The organism is Amycolatopsis sp. NPDC114484, assembly GCF_055633755.1.
Window position 1 is genome coordinate 325,314 of sequence record NZ_JBVKDQ010000005.1, and the last position, 21,672, is coordinate 346,985.

Below are 21,672 nucleotides of genomic sequence, written 5' to 3' on the forward strand. Positions count from 1 at the left end.
GGCGGAGCGGGCCGGTCAGGCTGGGCCGCTCAGGCCTGTGCCGCCATCGCTTCCCGCAGGCTCTTCGGCCGCATGTCGGTCCAGTGCGTGTTCACGTAGTCGAGGCAGTCCGCGCGGGACGCCTCGCCGAACACCTGGTGCCAGCCCTCCGGGACGTCGAGTTCCACCGGCCACAGCGAGTGCTGGTCCTCGTCGTTGACGAGCACGAGGTAGCGGCCGTCGGCGTTTTCGAACGGGTTCATCGGTTTCTCCTCCTGATCAGCGGGATTTTCGGAATCAGCGGGACACGGTCACCGGAAGGCGGGTGTGCCCGAGCATGAAGTTGGACCGCAGCCGCCGCGGAACGCCGGCCGGCTGGAAGACGAGGCCGCGGCGGACGATCTCCTCCAGGAACAGCGAGATCTCCATCCGCGCCGCCACGGCGCCGATGCAGCGGTGGATGCCCACCCCGAAGGCGAGGTGGTGGTTGGGCGTGCGGCCGACGTCGAACCGGCCTGGCTCGGGGAACTCCCGCTCGTCGCGGTTCGCGGCGGCGTTCCACAGCGTCACGAACTGGCCTTCTTCGATCAGCTTGCCGCCGATCACCAGGTCGCGCGTCGCGGTGCGCTGGACGTAGGCGTTGGTGGACGTCCAGCGGAACACCTCCTCCAGCGCGGTGGGCAGCAGCCCGGGATCGGCCAGCAGCCGGGCCGCCTCGCCGGGGTGCTCGATGAAGGCGGCCACCGCGGCGGAAGCGGTGAACGGCGTGGTCTCGTCCCCGCCGACCGCGACGTTGAGGCAGTTGTAGAGCAGCTCGCTCTCCCTCATCGGGCGGCCGTTCGGCGACGCGGCGGCCAGGATGCTCGGCAGATCGTCGGCCGGGTTTTCGCGGCGCTGTTCGATCAGGTCGGCCATCAGTTCGAAGATCTCGACCTGCGCGGTGACCAGCGCGGTCGTTTCCTCGCCGCCGCCGCGGTAAAGCGGGTCCTGGAAGCCGATCATCGTCCGGGTCAGCTCCAGCAGCCGGAACGCGTCGGTCCGGCCGAGCCCGAACATCGCCGCGAGCAGACCGGCGGGCAGCACCGGCGCGACGTCGGCCGCGAAGTCCGCGCCGCCGTCGGCGGTCATCTTGTCCAGCGCTTCGCCGAGATACCGGCGGACGAACCCGGCCGCTTTGTCCATCATGGACTGTCCGAAAGCCTTGTGCACCACGTGCCGCAGGTGCCGGTGCGCCGGAACGTCGGAGGCGATCAGCATCTGCCCGGACGACGAATCCGAATCGCTGCGGTAGGAACCGCCCATCACCGTGCCCCGGCGCGACGACAGGCCCGTGGAGTCCACATAGGCCGCGGAAACGTCGGCGAACCGGGTCAGCGCCCAGAAACCGCCGTCGGGGGTCGGGTTCCAGTAGACCGGCTCGTGATCGCGCAGCCACGCCCACGCCTCGTGCGGGTCGCCGTCGGTGAACAAGTCCAAATTGGTCAGATCGATCGCGGTCGCGGTCATCGCGGCACCGCCATCCTGGCGTCGTCGACCATCGACGCCTGGTCCGACAGCACGCTGTTGGCGAACAACGATTCCGGGGAAACGGTCACGTTCAGCTTGCGCTGCAACGCCATCCGGACCCGGACCGCGAGCAGCGAATGCCCGCCGAGAGTGAAGAAGTCGTCGTCGCGCCCGATCCCTTCGACCGCGAGCAAGTCCTCCCACAGTCCGGCGAGGAACCGTTCGGTTTCGGTGTCAGCCGGTACGTACGGGGCCCGCCGGTCCGCCCGGTCGCGGATCAGGTCGCCCAGCGCCGCCAGGTCGCGCTTGCCGTGCGCGTCGAGCGGCATCGCTTCCAGGACCACGAATTCCGCCGGGATGAGCTGCTCGGGCACCTCGTCGGCGAGGAATTCCCTGACCGCGCGCAGAGTCACGCGTTCGCTGTCCGGCACCACCGCCGCCACGAGCCGCCGGTCGCCCGCCTCGCCTTCGGCGATGACAGCCGCTTCCCGGAGGTCCGGATGCTTGCACAGCACCCGTTCCACCTCGCGCGGCTCGACGCGCACGCCGCGGATCTTGACCTGAGCGTCGGCGCGGCCGAGGTATTCCAGCGCGCCGTCGGCGCGACGGCGGACCCGGTCCCCGGTGGCGTACCTCCGGGCTCCCGGACCGGCGGCGGGATCGGGAACGAAACGGACGGCGGTCTGTCCCGGCCGATCGAGATAGCCGCGGCCGACCCCGGTTCCGCCGACGTACAGCTCGCCCGGTTCGCCCGGCTCGACCTCGCGCAACCGCTCGTCCAGCACGGAAAGCCGCGCCCCGGCGAACTCGTGCCCGATCGGCACCTGCTCGGAGTAACCCGGCTCGTCGCCGATCGGCTGGCCGGTGCAGGCGACGGTGGTCTCGGTGGGGCCGTAGAGGTTGAACAGCCGTCCGGCGAAACCGCCCGCGCGCAGTTCCGCGCACGTCTGCGGGAGCAGGACGTCGCCGCCGGAACACAGCAGCGAAAGCGAGGAGAACGCTTCCCGGTCATAACGCGTGACGTGGTTCAGCGCGATCGCGGGCGCGAGCATCGCGGTGATCCGGCGGCGGCGCAGTTCCTTGCGCAGATCCGCCGACATCAGCTCCGGAATCGACGGCACCACCACGATCTCGGCCCCGCCCGCGAGCGAGCGCCACACCTCGAAAGTGAAGGTGTCGAAGGAAATCCCGGACGCCTGCGCGGTGCGCTCCCCCGGTCCCAGCTCGGGCAGCGCCGGATCGAGCGCGAAACCGACCATCTGCCGGTGCTCCAGCACGACGCCCTTCGGCTCACCGGTCGATCCGGAGGTGAACAGCACGCACGCGGCGTGCGCTCCGCTGATCTCGACGTCGGGGCGCGCACCGGAAGCACGCCCGTCCCACTCCAGGACGGGCACGTCGAGGTGCGCCAGCCGTCCCGCCCAGCCGGGCACGGTCACGACCACTCGCGGGCCGGCGCTGCCGAGCAGGTGGTCACGGCGGGAGTCGGGGTATTTGTCGTCCACCGGGACGTAAGCGGCACCTGCTTTGAGCACACCGAGAACCGCGACCACGACGTCGGCGCCACGCGGCAGGTAAACGCCGACGCGGTCCTCGGGACGCACTCCGGCCTCGGCGAGCGCGGCGGCCAGTGCGTCCGCCGAGGCGGTCAACTGGGTGTAGTCGAGCTGTTTTTCGGCGTCGCGCACGGCCGGCGCGTCCGGATGCCGCGCGGCGGTCCGGTCGACGAGTTCGACAAGGGTGCGGGGCTCGGTCATCGGGCCACCTCCGGTTCGAGGGCGGGCGCGGAATCGCCGGCCACGGTCAAGTCCTGCCTGATGACGTCCAGCAGCGCGGGCGGGGCGGTCAGGAAAGTCAGCTTCTCGCCGTCCAGCACGCGATGCGTCGTGGCGCCGTAGGCGGACCACGCGGTCATCTGCTGGGCGGGCACGTCCTGGTCGTCGCGCCAGCCGATGGCGGTGATCGGGCAGCGCAGCGGACTGGGATTCGTTGGCGCATAACGGAAACACATTTCGACGTCGCCGCGCAGCACAGTGACGAGCATCGGCAGCAGTTCCGGGATCAAGTCGCCGCCCAGCGTGCGCGCCACCCGCCGCAGCTCCTCGGCGAACTGCTCGTCGGTCATCGTCGGGTGGAACACCCCGGCCAGCCCCGGGGCGGGCGCGCGGTACCGGCGTTCCGGCGGCAGATCCGGTGTCCGGGACGACGAGACGAACAACCGCTCCGGCTGCCGGACGTCGAATTCCTCGACCCGGCTGAGCACCGCGTGCGCCAGCAGCGCGCCCTGGCAGTGGCCGAAGAAGGCGTACGGCCGGTCCAGGTATTCGCCCAGCCAGTCCACCGCCCCGTCGGCGAACGCGTCGATGTCGCGGCAAGGCTCTTCGCCGATGCGGTTCTCGCGGCCGGGCAGCTGGACCGGGCACACGTCGACCGGCCCGATCCGCTCCGGCCACCGCCGCCACGACGACGCGCCCGTTCCGCTGAAGGGGAAACAGAAAAGCCTGAACTCCGCGTCGCGGGAGGGCTCCCGCAAGAGCCAACGCCCCTTCCGCTGTGCCACGCGTCCTCCTCTGCTCGCGACTGCTGCTCGTCTGTCGGCACAGGAAGTTACGGACGCCCGGTTCGCCGCCGGTTAGCCCGCGCACCCGCCGCCCGCACCGGATCGAAACCGCGCCCGGCTACCGTCCGCCCGACCCGGTATGTCCCAGGAAGGCCGCTATGAAACGACCTCGCAAAACGCTCAACGCACTCCTCGCGACCGCCGCGGCCGTCGTGCTGGCGGTGGTCTCCGGCACCGGCCTGGGCCCGCTGCCCGCGCTCGGTTCGGTGCTGAACCCGGGAACGGGCGTGTGGGCGTCCGCGGCCGGCGGAACCCTTCCGCACAGCCAAGAACTCGCCTTCGACGGCCTGTCGGCCCCGGTCCGGGTGTCCTTCGACGCCGACGGGGTGCCCGACGTCACCGCCCGCTCCGACGCCGACGTGTTCCTCGCCCTCGGCTACCTGCACGCCCGCTTCCGACTGTCCGAATTGGACCTTGCCCGCCGGATGGGCGAAGGCAGACTGGCCGAACTCCAAGGCCCCGCAGGCGTTTCCTCGGACAAGTTCGAACTGGGCCTCGGCCTCCTGCGCACCGCGAAAGCGGAATGGGCGGCGATCCCGCAAGGCAGCCCCGCCCGCACCGCGCTGCTCGCGTACGCGCGCGGCGTCAACCAGTCGATGACCGAAACCATTGCCGCACATCAACTTCCCGCGATCTACACCCTGACCGGGGTCACCCCCGCCCCCTGGACCCCCGTGGACAGCCTGGTGGCCCAAGGCGTCCTCACCCAGACACTGAACTTCTCGACCAACCCGCTGCAACGATCGATCCTCACCACCGCACTGGGCCCCGACCTGGCCCGGCGCCTGTTCCCGCACCTGCCGCCCAACGCTCAAGCCCCCTACGACCCCGGCCCGTACCGCGACGCCGGAATCGCCCCGCTCCCCGCCCCGAACCCGAACGCCGCCGCCCCCGGTTCTCCCCCGTCCACCGGTTCGCCCGCCCTGCCCGGCAACCCTTCTCCGTCGGGCCTGCACCTTCCCGTCCAGCCCGTCCACACCTTCCCGGACAGCAACGCCTGGGCCGCCAACGGACCGCTGGTCGCGGGCGGCGGCGCGATGCTGGCCGGCGACCCGCACCTGCCCACGACCCTGCCGTCCATCTGGTACCAGGCCGCCCTGCACTCGCCCGGCTACGACGTGACCGGGGCCAGCTACCCCGGCGTCCCCGGCATCGTGATCGGCCGCAACCGGCACGTGTCCTGGTCGGTCACCGACGGCCAGAACCAGTCGACTTTCTACTACCGCGAGCGAACCCGCCCCGGCCAGTACTTCTGGCGCGGTGCCTGGCACGCCGTGGAAACCGCCGAGTACACCATTCCGGTCCACGGCGGCGAACCGGTGACCTGGCGCGTCGACCGCACCGTGCACGGCCCGCTGATGACCCTCGACGGCCAGACCGTCGCGGTCAGCTGGACGGGAAACCTGCCCTCCCCCGACGTCGCCGCCATCCTCGCGATCGACGCCAGCCGCGATTCCGGCGAACTCCGCGCCGCACTGCGCTCCTGGGTGGCCCCCACGCTGAACTTCGTCTACGCCGACGACCGAGGCAACATCGGCGCGATCGCCCCCGGCGTGTACCCACTGGTCGCCTCGGGCGACGCCGCACTGCCGCTCTCCGGCACCGGCGAGTCGGACATCATCGGCACCATCCCGTTCGAAGCCGTGCCACAGGTCCACAACCCGCCCTCGCACTTCGTCGTCTCCGCCAACCAGCGGCAAACCGGCCCCGATTACCCGTACTACCTAGGCCCCGCTTCAGGTTTCGACAACGGTTACCGGGCAAGGGAAATCACCCGCTACCTGAGCACGCACCGCAACCTCCGCCCCGAGGATTTCCAGTCCCTGCAACAGAACGTCACCGACAACCTGGCGCGCGAAATCGTCCCCGTGCTCCTCTCCGCCCTGGACGGCACCCAGCTCACCCCCGCCCAGCGCCACGCCCGGGACCTGCTGTCGACCTGGTCCCTCTCCATGACCGTCGATTCGGCCGCCGCGACCGTATGGTGGCAATTCTGGAACGACTACCTGAGCACGGTCTTCCAGCCGCACTGGGATGCCGCGAAGGTCCCCGTCGAGGTGGACAAAGACGGGCTGAGCGCATCACTGGCACTGGTCAACCTCAACCAGAACCTCGAACACTGGACCCTGCACGACCCGCGCAACCCGCTGTTCAGCCGCCCCGGCACCACCGGCGGAACCGCCACCGCCGCGATGCGCACCGCCTTCGGCCAGGCCGTCGCCGAACTGGGCGCCAAACTGGGCCCGGACCCGTCCAGCTGGACGTGGGGCCGCGTGCACACCCGGGTCATCCCGTCGATCACCGGCGTCCCCGGCCTCGGCTACGGCCCCTGGCCCTCCGGCGGCAACCCCTGGACCGTCGACGCGGCCGACGGCGGCCTGCAGTCCTCGTTCGGCCCGGCCCTGCGCGTCGCAGTCTCGTGGCCGGACGGCTCGGCTTCGGTGCAGTATCCGGGCGGGCAGAGCGAAAACCCGGGCTCGCCCTGGTACGCGAACTTCATCCCGGACTGGATCGCGGGCCGGTACCGCCCGCTCCGGCTCACCGCCGACCCGCACGACGCCGTGGTCTGGACCCTGCGACCGGGGGCGCGCTGATGACTCTGCCCGGTCCCCAAATCCGATGGTCCCCGTCAACCGGAGCCGCACTGGCCGGAGTATGCCTGGTGTGGGCAGGCGCCGAAGCCGGATTCTGGTGGCTGCCGCTCGTACTGGGCGCCGTCGCCGGAGCCGGCTCCCGATGGCACGCACTCGCCGCCAGCCTGATCGCCGCGGCGGGCTGGATCCTTCCCCTGCTGATCCGGGAACTCACCGGACAGCCCCTGTCGGCGACCGCGCGAACGGTCGCGAGCCTCGCCGGAAACCCAGAACTGGCCGACGTCGCAGTAGTCGCGACAGTGCTGCTCCCCACGGTCCAGGGCGCAGCAGGCTGGTGGGCAGGCAACGCGATCGCCGCACTCCTACCCCAGCACCCGCTGCCAGAAGTCCGTGAAGGAGTCCTTCACCGCCCCTGATCCCCTCGGGGTTCCCCTCGCAGCCCTAAACCGGCACTCTCACACCCAACTGACCAAGCAGCCAGTCCCCGCCCCGCACCCCGATACGAAGCCTTCCCTGCGGTTCGGGGGTGCTTGTCAAGGCATCCTTCCCGCCTTGACAAGCACCCCCCGAACCGTCAGCACAATCAGCTTCGGGGTGCCCAACCGGAACGATCGCTCGCTCAACCGCAGCGAAACCGCCGCCCCCGTCACCCTTTCCCCTCCCCGAACAACGCCAGCAACTCCCCGCCCTGCATCCGCCCCAGCACCCCGCCGGCCGCGTTGTCCAACGCCGCCATGATCCACTTCTCGAACCCCAGCCCTTCCCGCTCGGCCGCGTCCTGCCACCGCTGCACCCGCTCCCTCGGCGCGGTGACCTTCGGCAACGCCGCGGCCTCCGGCCGGACGCCCTTCTCCCCGGTCCGAGCCCGCCGGATCGTCTCGCGCAGCTGATTCCGCGACCACCGCGACCGCTGCGCCTCGTCCAGCCACCGGTCCTGCTCGGCATCCGGCAGCGAAGCCACCTCGGCGTGATGCTGGAAACTGAGCTGCTCCCGCCGCCGGGGAAGCTCGAACCGGCGAGCGACCCACGCGTAATTGCGCAAAGTCTGGTAATCCAGCCCGGCCTCGGCGATCGCGAGCCGGTACCGGTCGCGGTATTTGCTCTGCCCGCAGATCAGCCAATCGCCAAGGCACCACGCGCTCGAATCCGCGACCCTGGCGATCTGGACGCCCGCTCGCGCCCAGCCCTCGTAGGTGACCGTCGCCGGGAGCTTCAGCCCGACTCGCGAGAGGAGCACCTGCCCGGCGGCGTCCCCGGCGGGTCCCGGGCGTCGCGGGGCGTGCGGGCCCTGGCGCGGCAACGTGACGGTAGTTCCCATTGTGCTCGACCTTTCCGTTCCGGAAGATTCACGCGTCCCCGAGGAAGGACGGCGGCACCCGAGGCGGCCAGTCGCCCGCCTCGAGCACTCCGGACGCGTATGCCTTCGACACCAGCTCCGCCCGGTTCACGGCGTTCAACCGCCGCTGCATGCCTTTGACGTGGTAGTCCACCGCTTGCCGGCTGAGGTGCAGCCGTCCGGCGATCTGCACGCTCGACGCCCCGGTCGCGACCGCTTCCAGGATCGCCGCGTCGATCTTCGGCAGCTGCCGCTGCGACGGCGGTTCTTTGACCCGGCGGCCGCGGCAGTGGTCGCAGACCGTCCAGTCGCCGGGCACGCCCGGCCCGGGAAGGACGGCGATCGGGCCTGCTGTCACGGTCACGTGCTCACTCCTCATCGGCGTCGGGAAGCCGGCCGGGGCTCAGTAGTTCGGGCCTTCGCCCGACTCCGTGCCCGGCTTGTCCGAGGAAGCGGCCACGACCGCGCTGTGCGGGGCCTGTTCGGCGACCGAGCAGTACCCGCCCAAGGCGACCAGGCCGGCCGCGACCGCCGCCAGCACCATCCGCGCGGCCCGCTGCCGGGAGGTGGCCGCCTGGTCCCCGTTCACTGCGCTCATGCTGTCTCTCCTCGTACCCGTCGTTCGGCTTGACACCTATCGTGGACGGCCGAGTTTCCTGGGACATCCGGCTGGGATACCTCAGTCCCGCCGCCCCGAGGTATCAGCGACATACCAGACATTTCAGGCAGCGTGGCCGGGCGCCCGCCGAGTCCCGCCGGCGGGACGTTCCCCGCCGCGCACTGTCTTGCGGGTCCCGCCGAAACCCGATTACGCTCGCCCAAACTTCCTCGATATCGCCTGAACGACGCACTCGAATTCCGGCGGCGAATACCTGATTCGAGGCTCCTTTGCCCTATTCCGAGACCGAAGGAGAATGCCCCATGCCCGCAGCGCCGTTTTTCTCGCCATTGCCGGTCGAGGTGCTCGACACGACCTTGCGCGAGGGTTCCTACGTGGTCGATTTCCAGCTCGACGAGAAATTCGTCACGACCCTGCTCGGCAAACTCGACAAAACCCCGGTGGAGAAGATCGAGATCGGGCACGGCATCGGTTTCGAGGCCGAACTCGCCGGGCTCCCGCCGTGCAATATCAGCCCGCGCCGCTGGTGTGCGCTCGCCGGCGCGGAACTGACCGCCTCGTCCTGGGGCATGTTCGCGCAGCCGGAGTTCAGCCGGCTCGAAACGCTCGAGGACCTCTGCCGCCGCGGCATGTCGTTCGTGCGGATCGGCCTCGCCGCCGACCAGGTCCGCGCGCACCTGGACTACCTGAAAGCCGCCGCCGGGATCTGCGGCGAGGTCTACCTCAACTTGATGAAGTCCAGCGCCACCCCGCCGGACCGGATCCCCGCCCTGCTCGACGGCATCCCCGACGACCTCGCCGGGCTGTACGTCGTGGACTCCTACGGGTCGATGCTCCCCCGCGACGCGAGCGCTTACGTGGCCGCCGTCCGGCAGTGCAACCCGGTCGCCGGCTTCCACGGCCACGACAACCTCGGCATGGCGAACGCCAACAGCCTCGCCGCGCTGGAAGCGGGCGCGACCCTGGTCGACGGCACGCTCGCCGGGCTCGGCCGCGGCGCGGGCAACGCGGAAACCGAATCGCTGGCCGGGATCCTGAGCCGCAGCGGCGACGACCAGTACGCCTACCGCGAACTGGCCCGGATCTCGCAGTTCTGCCGGAGCGGGCTGACCGGACCGCCGGAGAACCGGAACCTGCAGGTGCTGGGCGGCGTCATCGGCATCCACTCCGGGTTCTTCCCGCTGATCGAGCAGCTCTGCGCGGAGCACGGCCTCGACCCGGCGGAGGTGATGGAGACCGCGGCCCGGCTGGCCTCCAACGCGGTCGGGAAGAACGATCTGCGCACCGCCGCCGGACTGCTCGCCCAGACCGTGGAAAACCCGCTGCTGGCCGCGGTTTCCGGAGGCGCCCGATGAGGCTCGCGCGCTTCCCGTCCCCGGACGGGCACCGGATCCTCGCCGCCCGAGCCGAATCCTGGACCGCGCTGACCGACCTCGGCTACCCGGCCGGGACCCGGATCGCCGACCTGCTCGCCGGGTCCCGGCTGCCCGAACTCGCGGCACAATTGAACGACCCCGCCACCCCCGCCAGCATCGATCTGGACACGGCCGCCAGCATCGTCGAAACCGGCGACATCTGGGGCGCGGGCCTGAACTACCGGGGCCACTCCGAGGACCTGAACACCGCCCAGCCCGCCTCCGGACCGGGCTCCTACCTGCGTCCCGGCGGCTGCCTGATCGGCAACGGCGGCCGGATCGAGCTGCCGGCGCAGACCAAGCGGGTCACCGCCGAAGCCGAGCTCGGCCTGGTCGTGGGCGCCGAATGCAAGAACGTGCGCCGCGGCGAATGGCGGTCGGCGATCGCCGGGGTCACCGCCGTGCTGGACCTGACCGCCGAGGACGTCATCCGCGAGAACCCGCGCTACATCCCGTGGGCCAAGGGTTTCGACACCTTCTGCAGCATCGGCCCGCAGCTGGTGACCCTCGACGAGTTCGACGACGCGGCGCTCGCGGCGATCCGGGTGTCCACGGTGCGCAACGGCGAGGTCGTCGCCACCGCGCACACGTCGGCGATGAAATACGACCTGGGATATCTGGTCGAGTATTTCTCGGCGGGCCGCACGCTGCCCCCCGGAACCGTCATCTGCACCGGCACCCCGGGGGCCGCGGTGCTCAGTTCCGGAGATTCGATCCGATCCGTCGTCGAGGGCGTCGGCACGCTCTCGCACACCGTGGTTTGACAGGGCGGGGTACTTTTCCATGAATCAGTTTTCGGTCGCAGCCGACCTCGAGAACGCCATTCGAAGCCAGCCGGACCGCGCCGCCCTCGAAACCGGCGCCGGGGTGCTCAGCTACCGGCAATTCGGCGCGCAAGCCGCCGCATTCGCCGAGCAGCTGCGGGCCCGCACCGGACCGGGCGAATTCGTCGGGATCGAGGCGGTCCGGTCGGCGGGTTCGATCGTCGCGATGGCCGGCGCGCTGATCGCCGGGCGTCCCTTCGTGTTCCTCGACGCGCGGGACAGCGAGGCTTCGAACCGCGCCAAGGTCTCGTCGCTGGGGATCACCCTCCTCGCGCATACCTCGGCGGAGTCTCCGCAACCCGTGCTCGCCGAGCCGCCCGCCGAATGGCGCAGCGGGCTCCGCCGTAGCGCCGCAGAGTGGCCGGACGGGCTCGCCTACGTCATCCATACCTCGGGCTCGACCGGCGAACCCAAGTGCGTGCTGGTGCGCGCGGCCCCGCTGGCCCGCGTCATCCGGGACCACGTGCACCGCCTAGCGGTACAACCCGAGTCGCGAACACTCCAGTTCGCCCGCCTGACCTTCGACGGCTGCGTCACCGAGATCCTCTGGACGCTGACCGCCGGCGCCTGCCTGGTGGTCCTGGACGAAACCCGGCTGAGCCCCGGCCCCGTCCTGCAGTCGACCCTGGCCGATTTCCGCGTCACCCACGTCAAGACGACTCCGTTCGCGCTGACCGCGACCGAACCGTCCCCCGCGATGTCCCTTCAGCACGTGCTCAACGGCGGTGGGGCGTGCCGTCCGGCAGTGCTGCGGAAGTGGTCCGCCGTGGCCGAGTTCCACAACGCCTACGGGACCACCGAAACCACCATCTGCAACTTCCTCACCGCCCCGCTCTCCCCGCGGGACTGCGCCGCCGCCGTACCGCTGGGCGAGCTGATCGGCGAAGGCGAGTACCGGATCGTCCCGCTGCCCGGCGAAACCGCGCCCAACCGGGGAGAACTCGTCCTGACCGGCGAGTGCGTCGCGGCCGGATACCTGACCGCGGACGGCCTGCGGCCGTTCGAGAACGTCTACCGCACCGGCGACCTGGTCGAACAACGCGACGGCCAGCTCTATTACGTGGAGCGGCTGGACCGCCAGCTCAAGGTCCGCGGATACCGGCTGGACCCAGGCGAGATCGAGAGCGCGGCCTGCCGCCTCGCCGGGGTCCTGGAAGCGGTGGTCACCGCCGAATCCCACGACGGCACGGGCGAATCCGACGCGCTGGTCTGCTACTACACCGGTGCCGCCACGGTGCGCGAAGTGCGGACCCAGCTGGAATCCACCTTGGATCCCTACAAGGTCCCGTCGGTGATCCAGCAGGTCGGCAAACTGCCCTACACCGCCAACGGCAAAGTCGATCACGACGCGCTCCGCACCGGCCGGCGCACGGAGTCCCGCTCCGGCGAGAAGCCCGCGGACGCCGTCCTCAGCCTGGTCCGAACGCTCACCGGAGTCGGCGACGCCGGTCTCGGCGACAACTTCTTCGCCATCGGCGGCGATTCGGCCTCGGCGGTGGTCCTGCTCGCCAAACTGAAGCAGCTCGGCTGGACGGACGTCGGCGTGCGGGACGTCCTGCGCGCGGAGAACCTCGAAGAACTGGTCGGCGGGCTGTCCGGCCGGGGGGTGTGAGCGCGGTGTGCGGCGTGTGCGGCACTTTCGCCCCGGACGGACGGCTCGACCGCGGCGTCGCGGCGGCCATGCACCGCAGGCTCGTCCACCGCGGGCCCGACGAAACCTATTCGCTGGACACGGAAACGCTGTCGGCGAAGCTCGGCCGCCTCGGCATGACCGGGCTGACCGACGGCTGGCAACCGTCCGAAGACCAGCGCGGCCGTTACGTGGCCCTGACCAACGGAGAGGTCTACAACGCCCGCGAACTCCGCGCGAAACTGGGCGAAGACCGGCGCGGCAACGCGGTCGACGTCGCCGTGCTCCCCGAACTCGTCGCCCAGTACGGAATCGACGGACTGGCCATGGTCGACGGCCAGTTCGCGACCGTGGTCCTCGACCAGGCCGAGAACACCTTGTACCTGGCCCGCGACCGGTTCGGCATCTGCCCGCTCTACTACACGGCAGCCGGTTCGACGGTGCATTTCAGTTCGGAGATCACCCCGCTCGTGCGGTCGGCGGGTCACAGCTGGAAGCTGGACCTCGGCGCGGTCGACCAATACCTCGCACTGGGCAACATTGTCGCCCCGCGCACTCTGGTCGACGGCGTGCGCGCGGTGCCGCCAGGCTGCGCGATCCGATTCACCGCCGATCGTCAGGAAACCCTGCGTTACTGGCGCTACGGCGAATTCGAGCCCGGCGCGGTGTCCGACGCCGAACTGCGGGACAGCCTCCGCGAGTCGATCCGCGCGCGGCTCACCGCCGAAACCGAAATCGGCGCCTATCTGAGCGGCGGTTTCGATTCGACCGCGATCACGCTGGAATCAGCCGCTCTCCTCGACCAGCCGGTCCGCACCTTCTCGGTGGTATTCGACGACCGCGAACTGGACGAACGCCGCTTCCAGGACGAAGCGGCCGCCGCGGCCGGGAGCAAGCACGAGCAGATCCGGTGCCGCCGCGACGATATCGCCGCATTGTTCGAGGACATGGTCCGGCACTGCTGTTATCCCCAGCGGGAGACCTACAACGTGGCCGCCATGATGCTGGCCGCGCACGTCCGGTCGACCGGGATCAAAGGCGTCGTCTCCGGCGAAGGCGCGGACGAACTGTTCTTCGGCTACGACTCCTACGCCTTCGACAGCGCCGCCCGCTCCCGGCCCGCCGCCCGCGCCGAAAACGAACAGGCGTGGGGACGCGCGGAGTTCGGCTGGGAAGTCGACTGGCGCGGCGTCGAACAACGGCGCACCGACTACCTCACCCCGCAAGCGAGGGCCGGGGGCAACGAATTCTGGCGATCCAGGCTGATCCCGTTCAGCGACGCCGAGGTCAAGAAGCTCTCTCCGATGCAACTGCGCTCGATCGCCGACGTGTACGTGCAACTGTCCGGCCATCTCCTCGGCGACCACGGCGACGCGATGACGATGCGCAACTCCGTCGAAGGCCGCTATCCCTTCCTCGGCAACCCGGTCGTCGATCTGGCGCTGCGGACCGCGGACGACGCCAAGGTCGTCGATTTCGAGGGCAAAGCGTGCCTCCGCTCGGCTTACCGGGGCATCGTCCCGGATTCCGTGCTGCTCCGGGGAAAGCACGGCTTCACCGCCTACGACCTGCAGTCCACTGTGGATTCCCGGACCTGGCGCGGCTGGCGCGAGCTCGTCGCGGACAGCGGCGCTTTCTCCGCGGGCTGCCTGGATTCCGCCCGCCCGGGCAAATGGGACTTCCGGCTGGGCGCGATCAGCATCGCCCTGATCATGGACGAACTGGGGCTCACCCTGTGACCCCCGCCGTGTTCTGTTTCCCCGGCGCGGGCTCGTTCGGCGCCGAATTCCGCGAACTCCTGCGCTCGCCGGACACGCATCTGGTCCGCTACCCCGGCCGCTTCGGCCGCGACTTCGGCCAGGGCGCGGACTCGTTTCGCGAATTAGTCGATTCCTGCGCGGCCCAGGTATCCCGCGGAGCCGTCCTGGCCGGACACAGTTTCGGCGCCTACCTGGCTTTCGCCGTGGCCGCACAGCCCGGCACCAAGATCAGCGCATTGGTGGTCTCCGGCGCGAACGCGCCCAGCCTGGCGAAAGTACCGCCGGAACTCACGACCGACCGCGTCGCCCTCAAGACCTATCTGGACACCATCGAACCCGCCAGCCCGCCCGAATGGGCCGAAGTAGTCCTGGACACCGCAGCACAGGATCTGCGCCTGCTCCAGGAATTCCGTCCGGCAGAATATTCCCGGTTGGACTGTCCCGTGCACGCCGCGCGGGGCGAGTACGATCCGCTCACGTCCCTGCCCGGCCTTCGTGCGTGGCACCGCGTAACGTCGGGCGGGACCAGCGTCCGCGAGTTCCCGGGCGGGCACTCGGACCTGGTCCGGGCCCCCGGATTCGCCGACTGGCTGCGAGCGGAACCCCTGCTGCCCCAAAGACTCTCGAAAGGTGCCTGATGGACCTCGGTCTCACCGCCCGCACCGCACTGGTCTGCGCGTCCACGGGCGGTCTCGGCGAAGCGACCGCCCGCGCCTTGGCCGCGGAGGGAGCGAACACGGTGGTCTGCGGCCGGCGAGGCGACCGCGCCCGGGAGATCGCCGCGACCCTGCCCAACGCCGTCGGCGTCGAAGCGGACCTGCTCGCCGAGAACGGGCCGGCCGAACTGCTGGCCGCTACGGCAAAAGCCTTCGGCCCACCGGACATTCTCGTGCTCAACGGCCCCGGCCCCGCGCCCGCCGCCGCGGCGGACCTCGACGCCGAAAGCGTCGACACCGCCCTGAACAGCCTGGTACGCCAGCACATCCGGCTGGTCACCCGGGCGCTTCCGGCCATGCGCGCCAACGGCTGGGGCCGGATCCTCGCGATCGGTTCCAGCGGCGTCGCCGCCCCGCTGCCGCACCTCGCGCTGTCCAACCTGGGCCGCGCCGCGCTCGCCGGCTACCTCAAAACGCTGGCGGAGGAGGTCGCCGCCGACGGAATCACGGTGAACCTCCTGCTGCCCGGCCGGATCAAGACCGCCCGCCTCGCCGCGGTGGACGCCGCGACCGCGGAACGCACCGGCCGCACCACCGCCGAGGTCGAACACGCTTCGACAGCCGCGATCCCAGCCCGCCGATACGGCGAACCCGCCGAATTCGCCGCAGCCGCCGCCTTCTTGTGCAGCGCACCCGCCTCGTACCTCACCGGCACCGCGTTACGCTGCGACGGCGGTTTGGTACGCAGCCTGTGAAATCGTCACTCCGCCCTGGAAAAGCCGATGCCCAGCCGAAACAAGCCCGCCCGCCGAGCCGGCTTCTTGTGCGCCGCGCCAGCCTCCTGTCTCACCGGCACCGCAGTACCCTGCGACGGAGGCCCGGCGCGCACCCCGGGAAATCGTCACTTCTCGGTGCAAGTGCTGGGCGGGCACGGGTTGGGCCCCTCGCCCGAGTCGGTGCCGATCCCGTCCCCGGCCGCGACCGAATGCACGGCCGGCGCCGCGCTCGCTTCCGCCGTGATCGCCGAAGCGCCGAAACCGATCAGCACCGCGAATCCGGCCGCCGCCGCGAGCCGCCGCAGGTTCCCCGCCACACCGTTCGTCCTGGTCATCATCGCTCCTTGCCCGTGCCGTCTTCCCTGATGAATTCATCATGGGCCCGGCAGTTCCCCGAGAGTTCCTTCGCGGATACCTCGGGAGGAGTACGCCGGGGAAAGGTGAGCATCACGCCAAGGCCGGATGTGTTCTGATGGGGTCCAGCGACCACGCGAGGACCATCCGGCGGCGATCCCGCCCTCCCTCGCCGTCCGGTCCGAACACACACACGACGTCATCGTCATCGAATCGAGGGAACACATCATGGGGCGGCGGAACACCGAGGAGATCGACAGCGCGGCACTCGCGCGGCACCCGGTGAATCAGCTCGAACCGGACGCCACGGTGCGCCTGCTGCTGGTCTTCCCGGACGCCTCGCTGGTGCACAAGGCCGTGCGCTCCGGACTGGACGTCAGCGCGCTCGCGAACCCCGACGCCGCGCTTCCCCTCCCGGACAAACGCGTCTTCAACCCGGCAGACTCCGAAGACGCCGTCACCGCGGTCGCCCGCCTGACGGAACTGCACGGCTTCACCCACGTCCTGGACGCCGACGGCCGCCCCGTCCCGGCCCCGAGCCCGCTGGCCGACCCCCGAGCCTTCCGTCAAGCCCTGACCGAAAGCTCGCGCGCGGCGGCCCGGGAACGCACCGTCGAAACCGTCGAGGAACTCCCCGCGGCAGTAGCCGAACTGGGCGGCGCGGTCCGCATCGACGACACCCACGTCGTCACCACGCCGGACGCCCTGGACCAGTGGATCGAGGAACACCCCTCCGGCCCGGCCGCGGTAGCGGAACTGATCGCCGGAACCGAACTGGTGGTCACGACCCTGACCGTCAACGGCATGCACCGCGTCGTCGGCATCACCGAACAACACCCGCGCCACCACGTCTACCCCGCCACCCTGCCGGACGCCGACGCCCGCCAAGTCCGCGCCGCCGTCACCGGCATGCTCGACCTGCTCGACTACGAATTCGGCCCAGTGCACACCCGCGTCGTCCTGGCCGGCGGCGAACCGTACCTGATCCGCGCGACACCGGGCTTCAACGCCCACCGCACCGCGGACCTCCTGGAAACCGCCACCGGCTTCGACCTGCGCACCGAACTCTTCCGCGCCCTGGCCGGCGCCCCGCTGGACCCCCCGCGCCCCCGCTGGTTCGCCGCCGTCCCCGCCACCACCGACCCGCACGTCCCCGACGCTCCGCCTCCCGCAGAAGGCATCTCCCCCGAAGCCGCACTGGCCAACCTGGACTCACCGCTCACGGACTGACCCGCGCACCCGTCCGTGAGGGGCCCCCTGAGGAACTCTGATTCCCTCAGGGGGCCCCTCACGACCCGCGACCGGACGCGAGGGCCCCCTTCACGGACCTAGCCCTCAAAAACTCCTCCACACCCCACAAACCCGCAGCCGACACACCCACCCATCGAGGCACCCAGCCCCTCCCCCACACCCCGATACGAAGCCTCCCTGCGGTTCGGGGGTGCTTGTCAAGGCATCTTTCCCGCCTTGACAAGCACCCCCGAACCGTCAGCACAATCAAACTTCGGGGTGCCCCACGCAACCCCTGCCCCCGAATCACAACCGCCGCCGAAACCCGATCACCCCCGAGCCACCGAAGGCACCCCCAACTCGTCGAAAATCCCGTTCCCGGCAACACAATGCCCCCGCCCGACCTCCCCCAGCCCCACCGCGGTCTCCGCTTCCCCAGCCCCCACCAGCCCGCGAGCCTCAGCCACCCGATACCCGATCGCCGCCGCCACCCGGTACGCCCGCTCGTAATGCGAAACCGCCTCCGAGAACCGCCCCTGCCCCCGCCGCAGCCGCCCGATCAGGTTGTCGATCTCCACCTGCCGAATAGGCGTCCAATGATCCCGCCCATGCTGCAGCCCCGTCTCGGCGAACCGCTCCGCCTCCTCTTCCCGCCCCAGCTGGTGCGCGGTCACCGCCGACAACGCGAACGCCAGCGCCGCCTCCCCCGCCGACGCCCCGAACTCCTCCACCACTGCCCGGGCCCGCCGCAGCTGCTCATCCGCCTTCCCTGCCTCCCCCGCCCCGAGATAAGCGTGCGCGAGATCAATCCGGGCGATCACCTCGTGCTCGTGAATCCCCAGCTCGCTGTCCAGCTCCACCGCCCGCGACGCGGCCTCCGCCGCCTCCGGATAGCGCGCCCACTGCTCATACAGCGAGCTGAGATTCACCAGCGACTCAGCCTCGGCCCGCCCGGCCCCCAGCTCCCGCTTCATCCGGATCGAATCCCGCAGCAACGGCAGCGCTTCCTCGAACCGCCCGACCGTCCCCGTCAGCAGCCCGAGCATCCCGGTGTCCTTGGCGAACCCCCGCCGATCCCCCAGCTCCCCCGCGATCTCCAGCGCCTCGGCCGCCGCCGCGATCCCCGTCTCGAACCGCCCGAGCTTCCACGCGGCCACCGCGAGATTGGACAGGCTCAACCGCAACAGCTCCGGATCCCCCAGCCGCCGCGACGACGCCACGGAAAGCTCGGCCAGCTCGGCGAAAGCCGTGTACAACCCCACCGCGTCAAACTGGAACACCACATTGCGCGCCAGGTGCACGACGTGCCGGTCGTACCCCTTCTCGTGCGCCAGCACCGCGGCCGCCTCCAATGTCGACTGCTCCCGCGCCAGCCACTCCCGCGCCAGTTTGGGATCGTCCAGCTGCCGGGCCACCGGCCGTCCGGGATCGAGCCGCCGGGACAACCGGAGCCGTCCCGGAAAGAGGATGTCGCACACCTGGTCGCTGGCCCCGACCAGATAGTCGAGGAGCCGTTCCAGGGCTTCCTGGACCTCGGACGCCGGGCTGGCGCCGGAGACCCGCAGCACCTGCTGCACGAAACTCCGCACCAGGTCGTGGAAGGCGTAGTACCCGAATTCGTGCTGCTGCAGCATGTGCGCGTCGAGCAGCACCTCGAGGATGTCTTCGGCCTCGTTCTCCGACGACCCCAGCAGCGCCGCCGCGGAGTCGACGTCGATGTCCCGTCCCGGATGGAGCCCGAGCAGCCGGAACGCCGCGCGGTAGCGGGAATCGAGGCCCTCGTAGGAGATCTTGAGCGTCAGGTCGACGCCGCGCTGGCCTGAGCGCAGTTCGTCGAGCCGGCGCGATTCGTCGCTCATCCGGTCGACGAGGTACCCGATCGACCAGCGCGGCCGGTTCGCGAGCCTGCCCAGCGCGATCCGCATCGCGAGCGGCAGGTGCCCGCACAGTTCGACCAGTTCGGCGACGGCCTCCGGTTCGGCCGCCGCGCGCCGCGTGCTCAGCACCGCGGCGGCCATCGCGTTGCCGTCCTCGTCGGTCATCGTGCCGAGCGACATCCAGTGCGCGCCGTCGAGGTCGATCAGCCGGTTCCGGCTGGTGATCAGCACCAGCGACTGGGAATTCGGCGGCAGGAGCGGCCGGACCTGCGCCACGTCGCACACGTTGTCCAGCAGCAACAGCACGCTCCGGTCGGCGACCGCGGTGCGCCACAGGTTGATCCGCGCCGCGGGCTCGTCCGGCAGCTGGTCCATCGGGACGCCCTGCATCCGCAGCAGCGCCTCGGCCGCGGCGAACGCGGTCATCGGTTTCTCGTCGGGGGTGAAACCGCGCAGATCGAGATAAAGCTGCGCGTCGCGGTAGCGGTCGGAAACCGAATACGCCACGCGGACCGCGAGCGAGGTCTTGCCCGCCCCGCCCATCCCGTCGATCGCGACGACGCACGGGCCCTGCTGCGGAGCCCGGTCGATATAGGACTTGAGGATGCCGAGTTCGTATTCGCGGCCGATGAAGTCGGTCAGGTCGTTGGGCAGCGAGTACGCCTTGACCGGTTTCTCCGGCTCCGCACGGGCCGGCGCCTCTTCCGGAACCTGGCGCGCCGCGGGCGCGGCCAGGCCGGGATCGTTGCGCAGGATCTGCTCGTGCAGCTTCATCAGGTCCGCGCCGGGGTCGAGGCCGAGTTCCTCGGACAGCAGCGCGCGCACCCGGGCGAACTCGTCGAGCGCCTCGACCTGACGGCCCGACCGGTACAGCGCGAACATCAGCTGGCCGCGAAGCCGTTCCCGCAGCGGGTGCGCCGCGATGTGCGTGCGCAGTTCCCCGACCAGTTCGGAATGCTCGCCGCGGGCCAGCCGCAGGTCGATCAGCTGCTCCATCGCGGCGGCGCGCTGTTCCAGCAGCGCGGTGTTCGCGGCCTGGATCGACAGGCCGCCCTCGCCGCCGGCCACGGCCGGGCCGCGCCACAGCGCGAGCGCGTGCTCCAGGTGCCGCGCCGCCTGGTCCGCCTCGCGTTTGGCCAGCGCGTCCCGGGCGCTGGCGAGCGACGCGGAGAATTCCTTGAGGTCCAGTTGCCCGGTCTCGAGCAGCATCCGGTACCCCGACGACTCGGTGACCAGCACTTCCGCGCCGTCCGGGATGAGCTGCCGCAGGCCGGCGACCGCCTTGCGCACCTGGTGGACGGCGGTCGCGGGCGGCGTTTCGTCCCATACCGCGCCGACGAGCTGCGCGACGCGCAACGGACGGCCCGCCTCCAGCACGAGAGCCACGAGCACGCGTTCCTGCACGAGCCCGCCCAGGCGGACCCGGTCCCCGCCGACCTGGCATTCCACCGGCCCCAGGACGTTCACCCGCAGCCGCGGCCCCTCCCCCGTACTGGACATCCGGTTCACCGCAGGCTTTCCCGGGCGGGGAATCGAATTCCGCCCGAACCGTTCCGCTTCCCGCCGCACCGGAAATTCGACAAGAACATGGTTATCTGGTACTGCGCCGGTCTTCCGCCGAGGCTTTTCCCAGCCGTCCGCCGAGCACGGCGCTGACAAGACATGAAGATGCTCCTGCGGTCTGGGGGCGGCGTAATCATGGGAACGCAAGAGTACCGGGCCGGACCGGAACTGCCGAAGCGACGAGAGAAGGCATTTACCGCCCTCGCGGCAAATCCCGCGGCGGCGGGAACGGCGTTCCGGCGGGACGCCCGGCCCGGTTAGCCCGCGAGGCGGCCGTTATCGCAGACCGGGCCGCCGCGGCACCGTTCGCCGCCTCGCCGCGCAGTTGCCCGAACGGGCCGCCGCGCCCGCGCCGGAGAGTCGGAAACCCCGCCCGGAGAGGTACCGCCGAGCGGCACATCGGGCACACTCGCGGAATACCGCTCTCGCGCCGGCAAAGGCGCGCGGACGAGGCCGATCATATCTTCAAGAGAAACCATGCCGCAGCAACGCAGTCAAGTCCTCGGCGGCGAAGTAGTCAAGCGACCACAGCTAGTCAGGACCGAGGCGGACGGGCCCCGTTCGGCGCCGTTTCGCGGCCGGGCCGCCCGTTGTGCCCGCCCGGCGCGGTTCGTCCGCGATCCGGGGCGGCGCGCCCGGTTGCCCGTCCGCACCGGCAACTGTGCCCTGACGACACCTCTTCGGCAGGGGCGCGCAATCGCCGGAAACGGAACCCGGCCAGACGGCTAATACCGCCGCCGATTCGCCGGTTTTCGCGGGCTGCCGGATTCTCGCCCGGACGCGGCGAAACGGCGGCGGGAAACACCGTCCCGCCGGCGAGACGATCACCGGCCCGCGCCGTCTTGCGGCTTCCGCCGGCCGCCGCTTAGGCTCGGCACAACTCCTCGATATCGAAAACAAAACCATTTCTGATTTCCCCGCGAATAGTTGGAT

At 70.5% G+C, this 21,672-nt stretch carries 18 protein-coding genes; 9 read left to right on the plus strand and 9 right to left on the minus strand.

Annotation, left to right across the window (positions count from 1 at the left end; translation table 11 throughout):
- Positions 1-29: 29 nt before the first annotated feature.
- Genes ACZ7SW_RS16255 through ACZ7SW_RS16270 form a run of 4 tightly spaced genes read right to left on the minus strand, consistent with a single transcriptional unit; the run spans position 30 to position 4,045 of the window.
- Positions 30-242, minus strand: coding sequence for an MbtH family protein (locus ACZ7SW_RS16255; protein WP_470231191.1), 213 nt, complete (start codon positions 240-242; stop codon positions 30-32).
- Between the two features lie 34 nt (positions 243-276).
- Complete coding sequence (locus ACZ7SW_RS16260) at positions 277-1,485, minus strand: cytochrome P450 (protein ID WP_470231192.1); 1,209 nt, start codon at positions 1,483-1,485, stop codon at positions 277-279.
- Complete coding sequence (locus ACZ7SW_RS16265) at positions 1,482-3,242, minus strand: non-ribosomal peptide synthetase (protein ID WP_470231193.1); 1,761 nt, start codon at positions 3,240-3,242, stop codon at positions 1,482-1,484. The genes ACZ7SW_RS16260 and ACZ7SW_RS16265 overlap by 4 nt, the downstream gene beginning before the upstream one ends.
- A complete protein-coding gene (locus ACZ7SW_RS16270) occupies positions 3,239-4,045 on the minus strand; it encodes a thioesterase II family protein (protein ID WP_470231194.1) in 807 nt (268 codons plus the stop codon). The genes ACZ7SW_RS16265 and ACZ7SW_RS16270 overlap by 4 nt, the downstream gene beginning before the upstream one ends.
- 158 nt (positions 4,046-4,203) lie before the next feature.
- Between ACZ7SW_RS16270 and ACZ7SW_RS16275 the strand changes: the two genes are divergently transcribed.
- A complete protein-coding gene (locus ACZ7SW_RS16275) occupies positions 4,204-6,699 on the plus strand; it encodes a penicillin acylase family protein (RefSeq protein WP_470231195.1) in 2,496 nt (831 codons plus the stop codon).
- Between the two features lie 68 nt (positions 6,700-6,767).
- Positions 6,768-7,115: a hypothetical protein gene (locus tag ACZ7SW_RS16280; protein WP_470231196.1), complete on the plus strand. Its 348-nt coding sequence runs from the start codon at positions 6,768-6,770 to the stop codon at positions 7,113-7,115.
- A gap of 230 nt (positions 7,116-7,345) precedes the next feature.
- On the opposite strand, the gene ACZ7SW_RS16285 is transcribed toward ACZ7SW_RS16280, so the two are convergent.
- Genes ACZ7SW_RS16285 through ACZ7SW_RS16295 form a run of 3 tightly spaced genes read right to left on the minus strand, consistent with a single transcriptional unit; the run spans position 7,346 to position 8,633 of the window.
- Positions 7,346-8,017, minus strand: a complete 672-nt coding sequence (locus tag ACZ7SW_RS16285) for an LmbU family transcriptional regulator (protein ID WP_470231197.1) — start codon at positions 8,015-8,017, stop codon at positions 7,346-7,348.
- Positions 8,018-8,045: 28 nt separating this feature from the next.
- Complete coding sequence (locus ACZ7SW_RS16290) at positions 8,046-8,399, minus strand: response regulator transcription factor (protein WP_470231198.1); 354 nt, start codon at positions 8,397-8,399, stop codon at positions 8,046-8,048.
- A gap of 39 nt (positions 8,400-8,438) precedes the next feature.
- Positions 8,439-8,633, minus strand: a complete 195-nt coding sequence (locus ACZ7SW_RS16295; RefSeq protein ID WP_470231199.1) for a hypothetical protein — start codon at positions 8,631-8,633, stop codon at positions 8,439-8,441.
- Positions 8,634-8,956: 323 nt separating this feature from the next.
- Between ACZ7SW_RS16295 and ACZ7SW_RS16300 the strand changes: the two genes are divergently transcribed.
- The 6 genes from ACZ7SW_RS16300 to ACZ7SW_RS16325 are packed head-to-tail and all read left to right on the plus strand — an operon-like array spanning position 8,957 to position 15,694.
- Entirely contained in the window at positions 8,957-10,009 is a 1,053-nt protein-coding gene (locus ACZ7SW_RS16300) for a beta/alpha barrel domain-containing protein (RefSeq protein WP_470231200.1), read from the plus strand.
- Positions 10,006-10,833 (plus strand): fumarylacetoacetate hydrolase family protein, encoded by an 828-nt coding sequence (locus ACZ7SW_RS16305; protein WP_470231201.1) that lies wholly within the window; start codon positions 10,006-10,008, stop codon positions 10,831-10,833. The genes ACZ7SW_RS16300 and ACZ7SW_RS16305 overlap by 4 nt, the downstream gene beginning before the upstream one ends.
- Positions 10,834-10,852: 19 nt before the next feature.
- Positions 10,853-12,505 carry a non-ribosomal peptide synthetase gene (locus ACZ7SW_RS16310; protein ID WP_470231202.1) on the plus strand — a complete coding sequence of 551 codons (1,653 nt, stop codon included), beginning with the start codon at positions 10,853-10,855 and terminating at the stop codon, positions 12,503-12,505.
- A 14-nt stretch (positions 12,506-12,519) separates the two neighbouring features.
- Positions 12,520-14,262 (plus strand): asparagine synthase (glutamine-hydrolyzing), encoded by a 1,743-nt coding sequence (gene asnB / locus ACZ7SW_RS16315; RefSeq protein WP_470231203.1) that lies wholly within the window; start codon positions 12,520-12,522, stop codon positions 14,260-14,262.
- Positions 14,259-14,921, plus strand: coding sequence for a thioesterase II family protein (locus ACZ7SW_RS16320; RefSeq protein WP_470231204.1), 663 nt, complete (start codon positions 14,259-14,261; stop codon positions 14,919-14,921). The genes asnB and ACZ7SW_RS16320 overlap by 4 nt, the downstream gene beginning before the upstream one ends.
- A complete protein-coding gene (locus ACZ7SW_RS16325) occupies positions 14,921-15,694 on the plus strand; it encodes an SDR family oxidoreductase (RefSeq protein ID WP_470231205.1) in 774 nt (257 codons plus the stop codon). The genes ACZ7SW_RS16320 and ACZ7SW_RS16325 overlap by 1 nt, the downstream gene beginning before the upstream one ends.
- A 146-nt stretch (positions 15,695-15,840) precedes the next feature.
- On the opposite strand, the gene ACZ7SW_RS16330 is transcribed toward ACZ7SW_RS16325, so the two are convergent.
- Positions 15,841-16,050 (minus strand): hypothetical protein, encoded by a 210-nt coding sequence (locus ACZ7SW_RS16330; RefSeq protein ID WP_470231206.1) that lies wholly within the window; start codon positions 16,048-16,050, stop codon positions 15,841-15,843.
- A 247-nt stretch (positions 16,051-16,297) separates the two neighbouring features.
- Between ACZ7SW_RS16330 and ACZ7SW_RS16335 the strand changes: the two genes are divergently transcribed.
- A complete protein-coding gene (locus tag ACZ7SW_RS16335; RefSeq protein WP_470231207.1) occupies positions 16,298-17,299 on the plus strand; it encodes an ATP-grasp domain-containing protein in 1,002 nt (333 codons plus the stop codon).
- Between the two features lie 329 nt (positions 17,300-17,628).
- Here the strand turns inward: ACZ7SW_RS16335 and ACZ7SW_RS16340 are convergent, their stop codons facing one another.
- Positions 17,629-20,676: an AfsR/SARP family transcriptional regulator gene (locus tag ACZ7SW_RS16340; protein WP_470231208.1), complete on the minus strand. Its 3,048-nt coding sequence runs from the start codon at positions 20,674-20,676 to the stop codon at positions 17,629-17,631.
- Positions 20,677-21,672: the final 996 nt, after the last annotated feature.

Bases quoted from the DNA above. Each gene is read 5' to 3' on its own strand.
- ACZ7SW_RS16305 (WP_470231201.1), top strand. From the start codon at position 10,006: ATGAGGCTCGCGCGCTTCCCGTCCCCGGACGGGCACCGGATCCTCGCC.
- ACZ7SW_RS16285 (WP_470231197.1), bottom strand. From the start codon at position 8,017: ATGGGAACTACCGTCACGTTGCCGCGCCAGGGCCCGCACGCCCCGCGA.
- ACZ7SW_RS16340 (WP_470231208.1), bottom strand. From the start codon at position 20,676: ATGTCCAGTACGGGGGAGGGGCCGCGGCTGCGGGTGAACGTCCTGGGG.
- ACZ7SW_RS16275 (WP_470231195.1), top strand. From the start codon at position 4,204: ATGAAACGACCTCGCAAAACGCTCAACGCACTCCTCGCGACCGCCGCG.
- ACZ7SW_RS16295 (WP_470231199.1), bottom strand. From the start codon at position 8,633: ATGAGCGCAGTGAACGGGGACCAGGCGGCCACCTCCCGGCAGCGGGCC.
- ACZ7SW_RS16260 (WP_470231192.1), bottom strand. From the start codon at position 1,485: ATGACCGCGACCGCGATCGATCTGACCAATTTGGACTTGTTCACCGAC.
- ACZ7SW_RS16255 (WP_470231191.1), bottom strand. From the start codon at position 242: ATGAACCCGTTCGAAAACGCCGACGGCCGCTACCTCGTGCTCGTCAAC.
- ACZ7SW_RS16335 (WP_470231207.1), top strand. From the start codon at position 16,298: ATGGGGCGGCGGAACACCGAGGAGATCGACAGCGCGGCACTCGCGCGG.
- ACZ7SW_RS16300 (WP_470231200.1), top strand. From the start codon at position 8,957: ATGCCCGCAGCGCCGTTTTTCTCGCCATTGCCGGTCGAGGTGCTCGAC.
- ACZ7SW_RS16265 (WP_470231193.1), bottom strand. From the start codon at position 3,242: ATGACCGAGCCCCGCACCCTTGTCGAACTCGTCGACCGGACCGCCGCG.
- ACZ7SW_RS16330 (WP_470231206.1), bottom strand. From the start codon at position 16,050: ATGACCAGGACGAACGGTGTGGCGGGGAACCTGCGGCGGCTCGCGGCG.
- ACZ7SW_RS16325 (WP_470231205.1), top strand. From the start codon at position 14,921: ATGGACCTCGGTCTCACCGCCCGCACCGCACTGGTCTGCGCGTCCACG.
- ACZ7SW_RS16310 (WP_470231202.1), top strand. From the start codon at position 10,853: ATGAATCAGTTTTCGGTCGCAGCCGACCTCGAGAACGCCATTCGAAGC.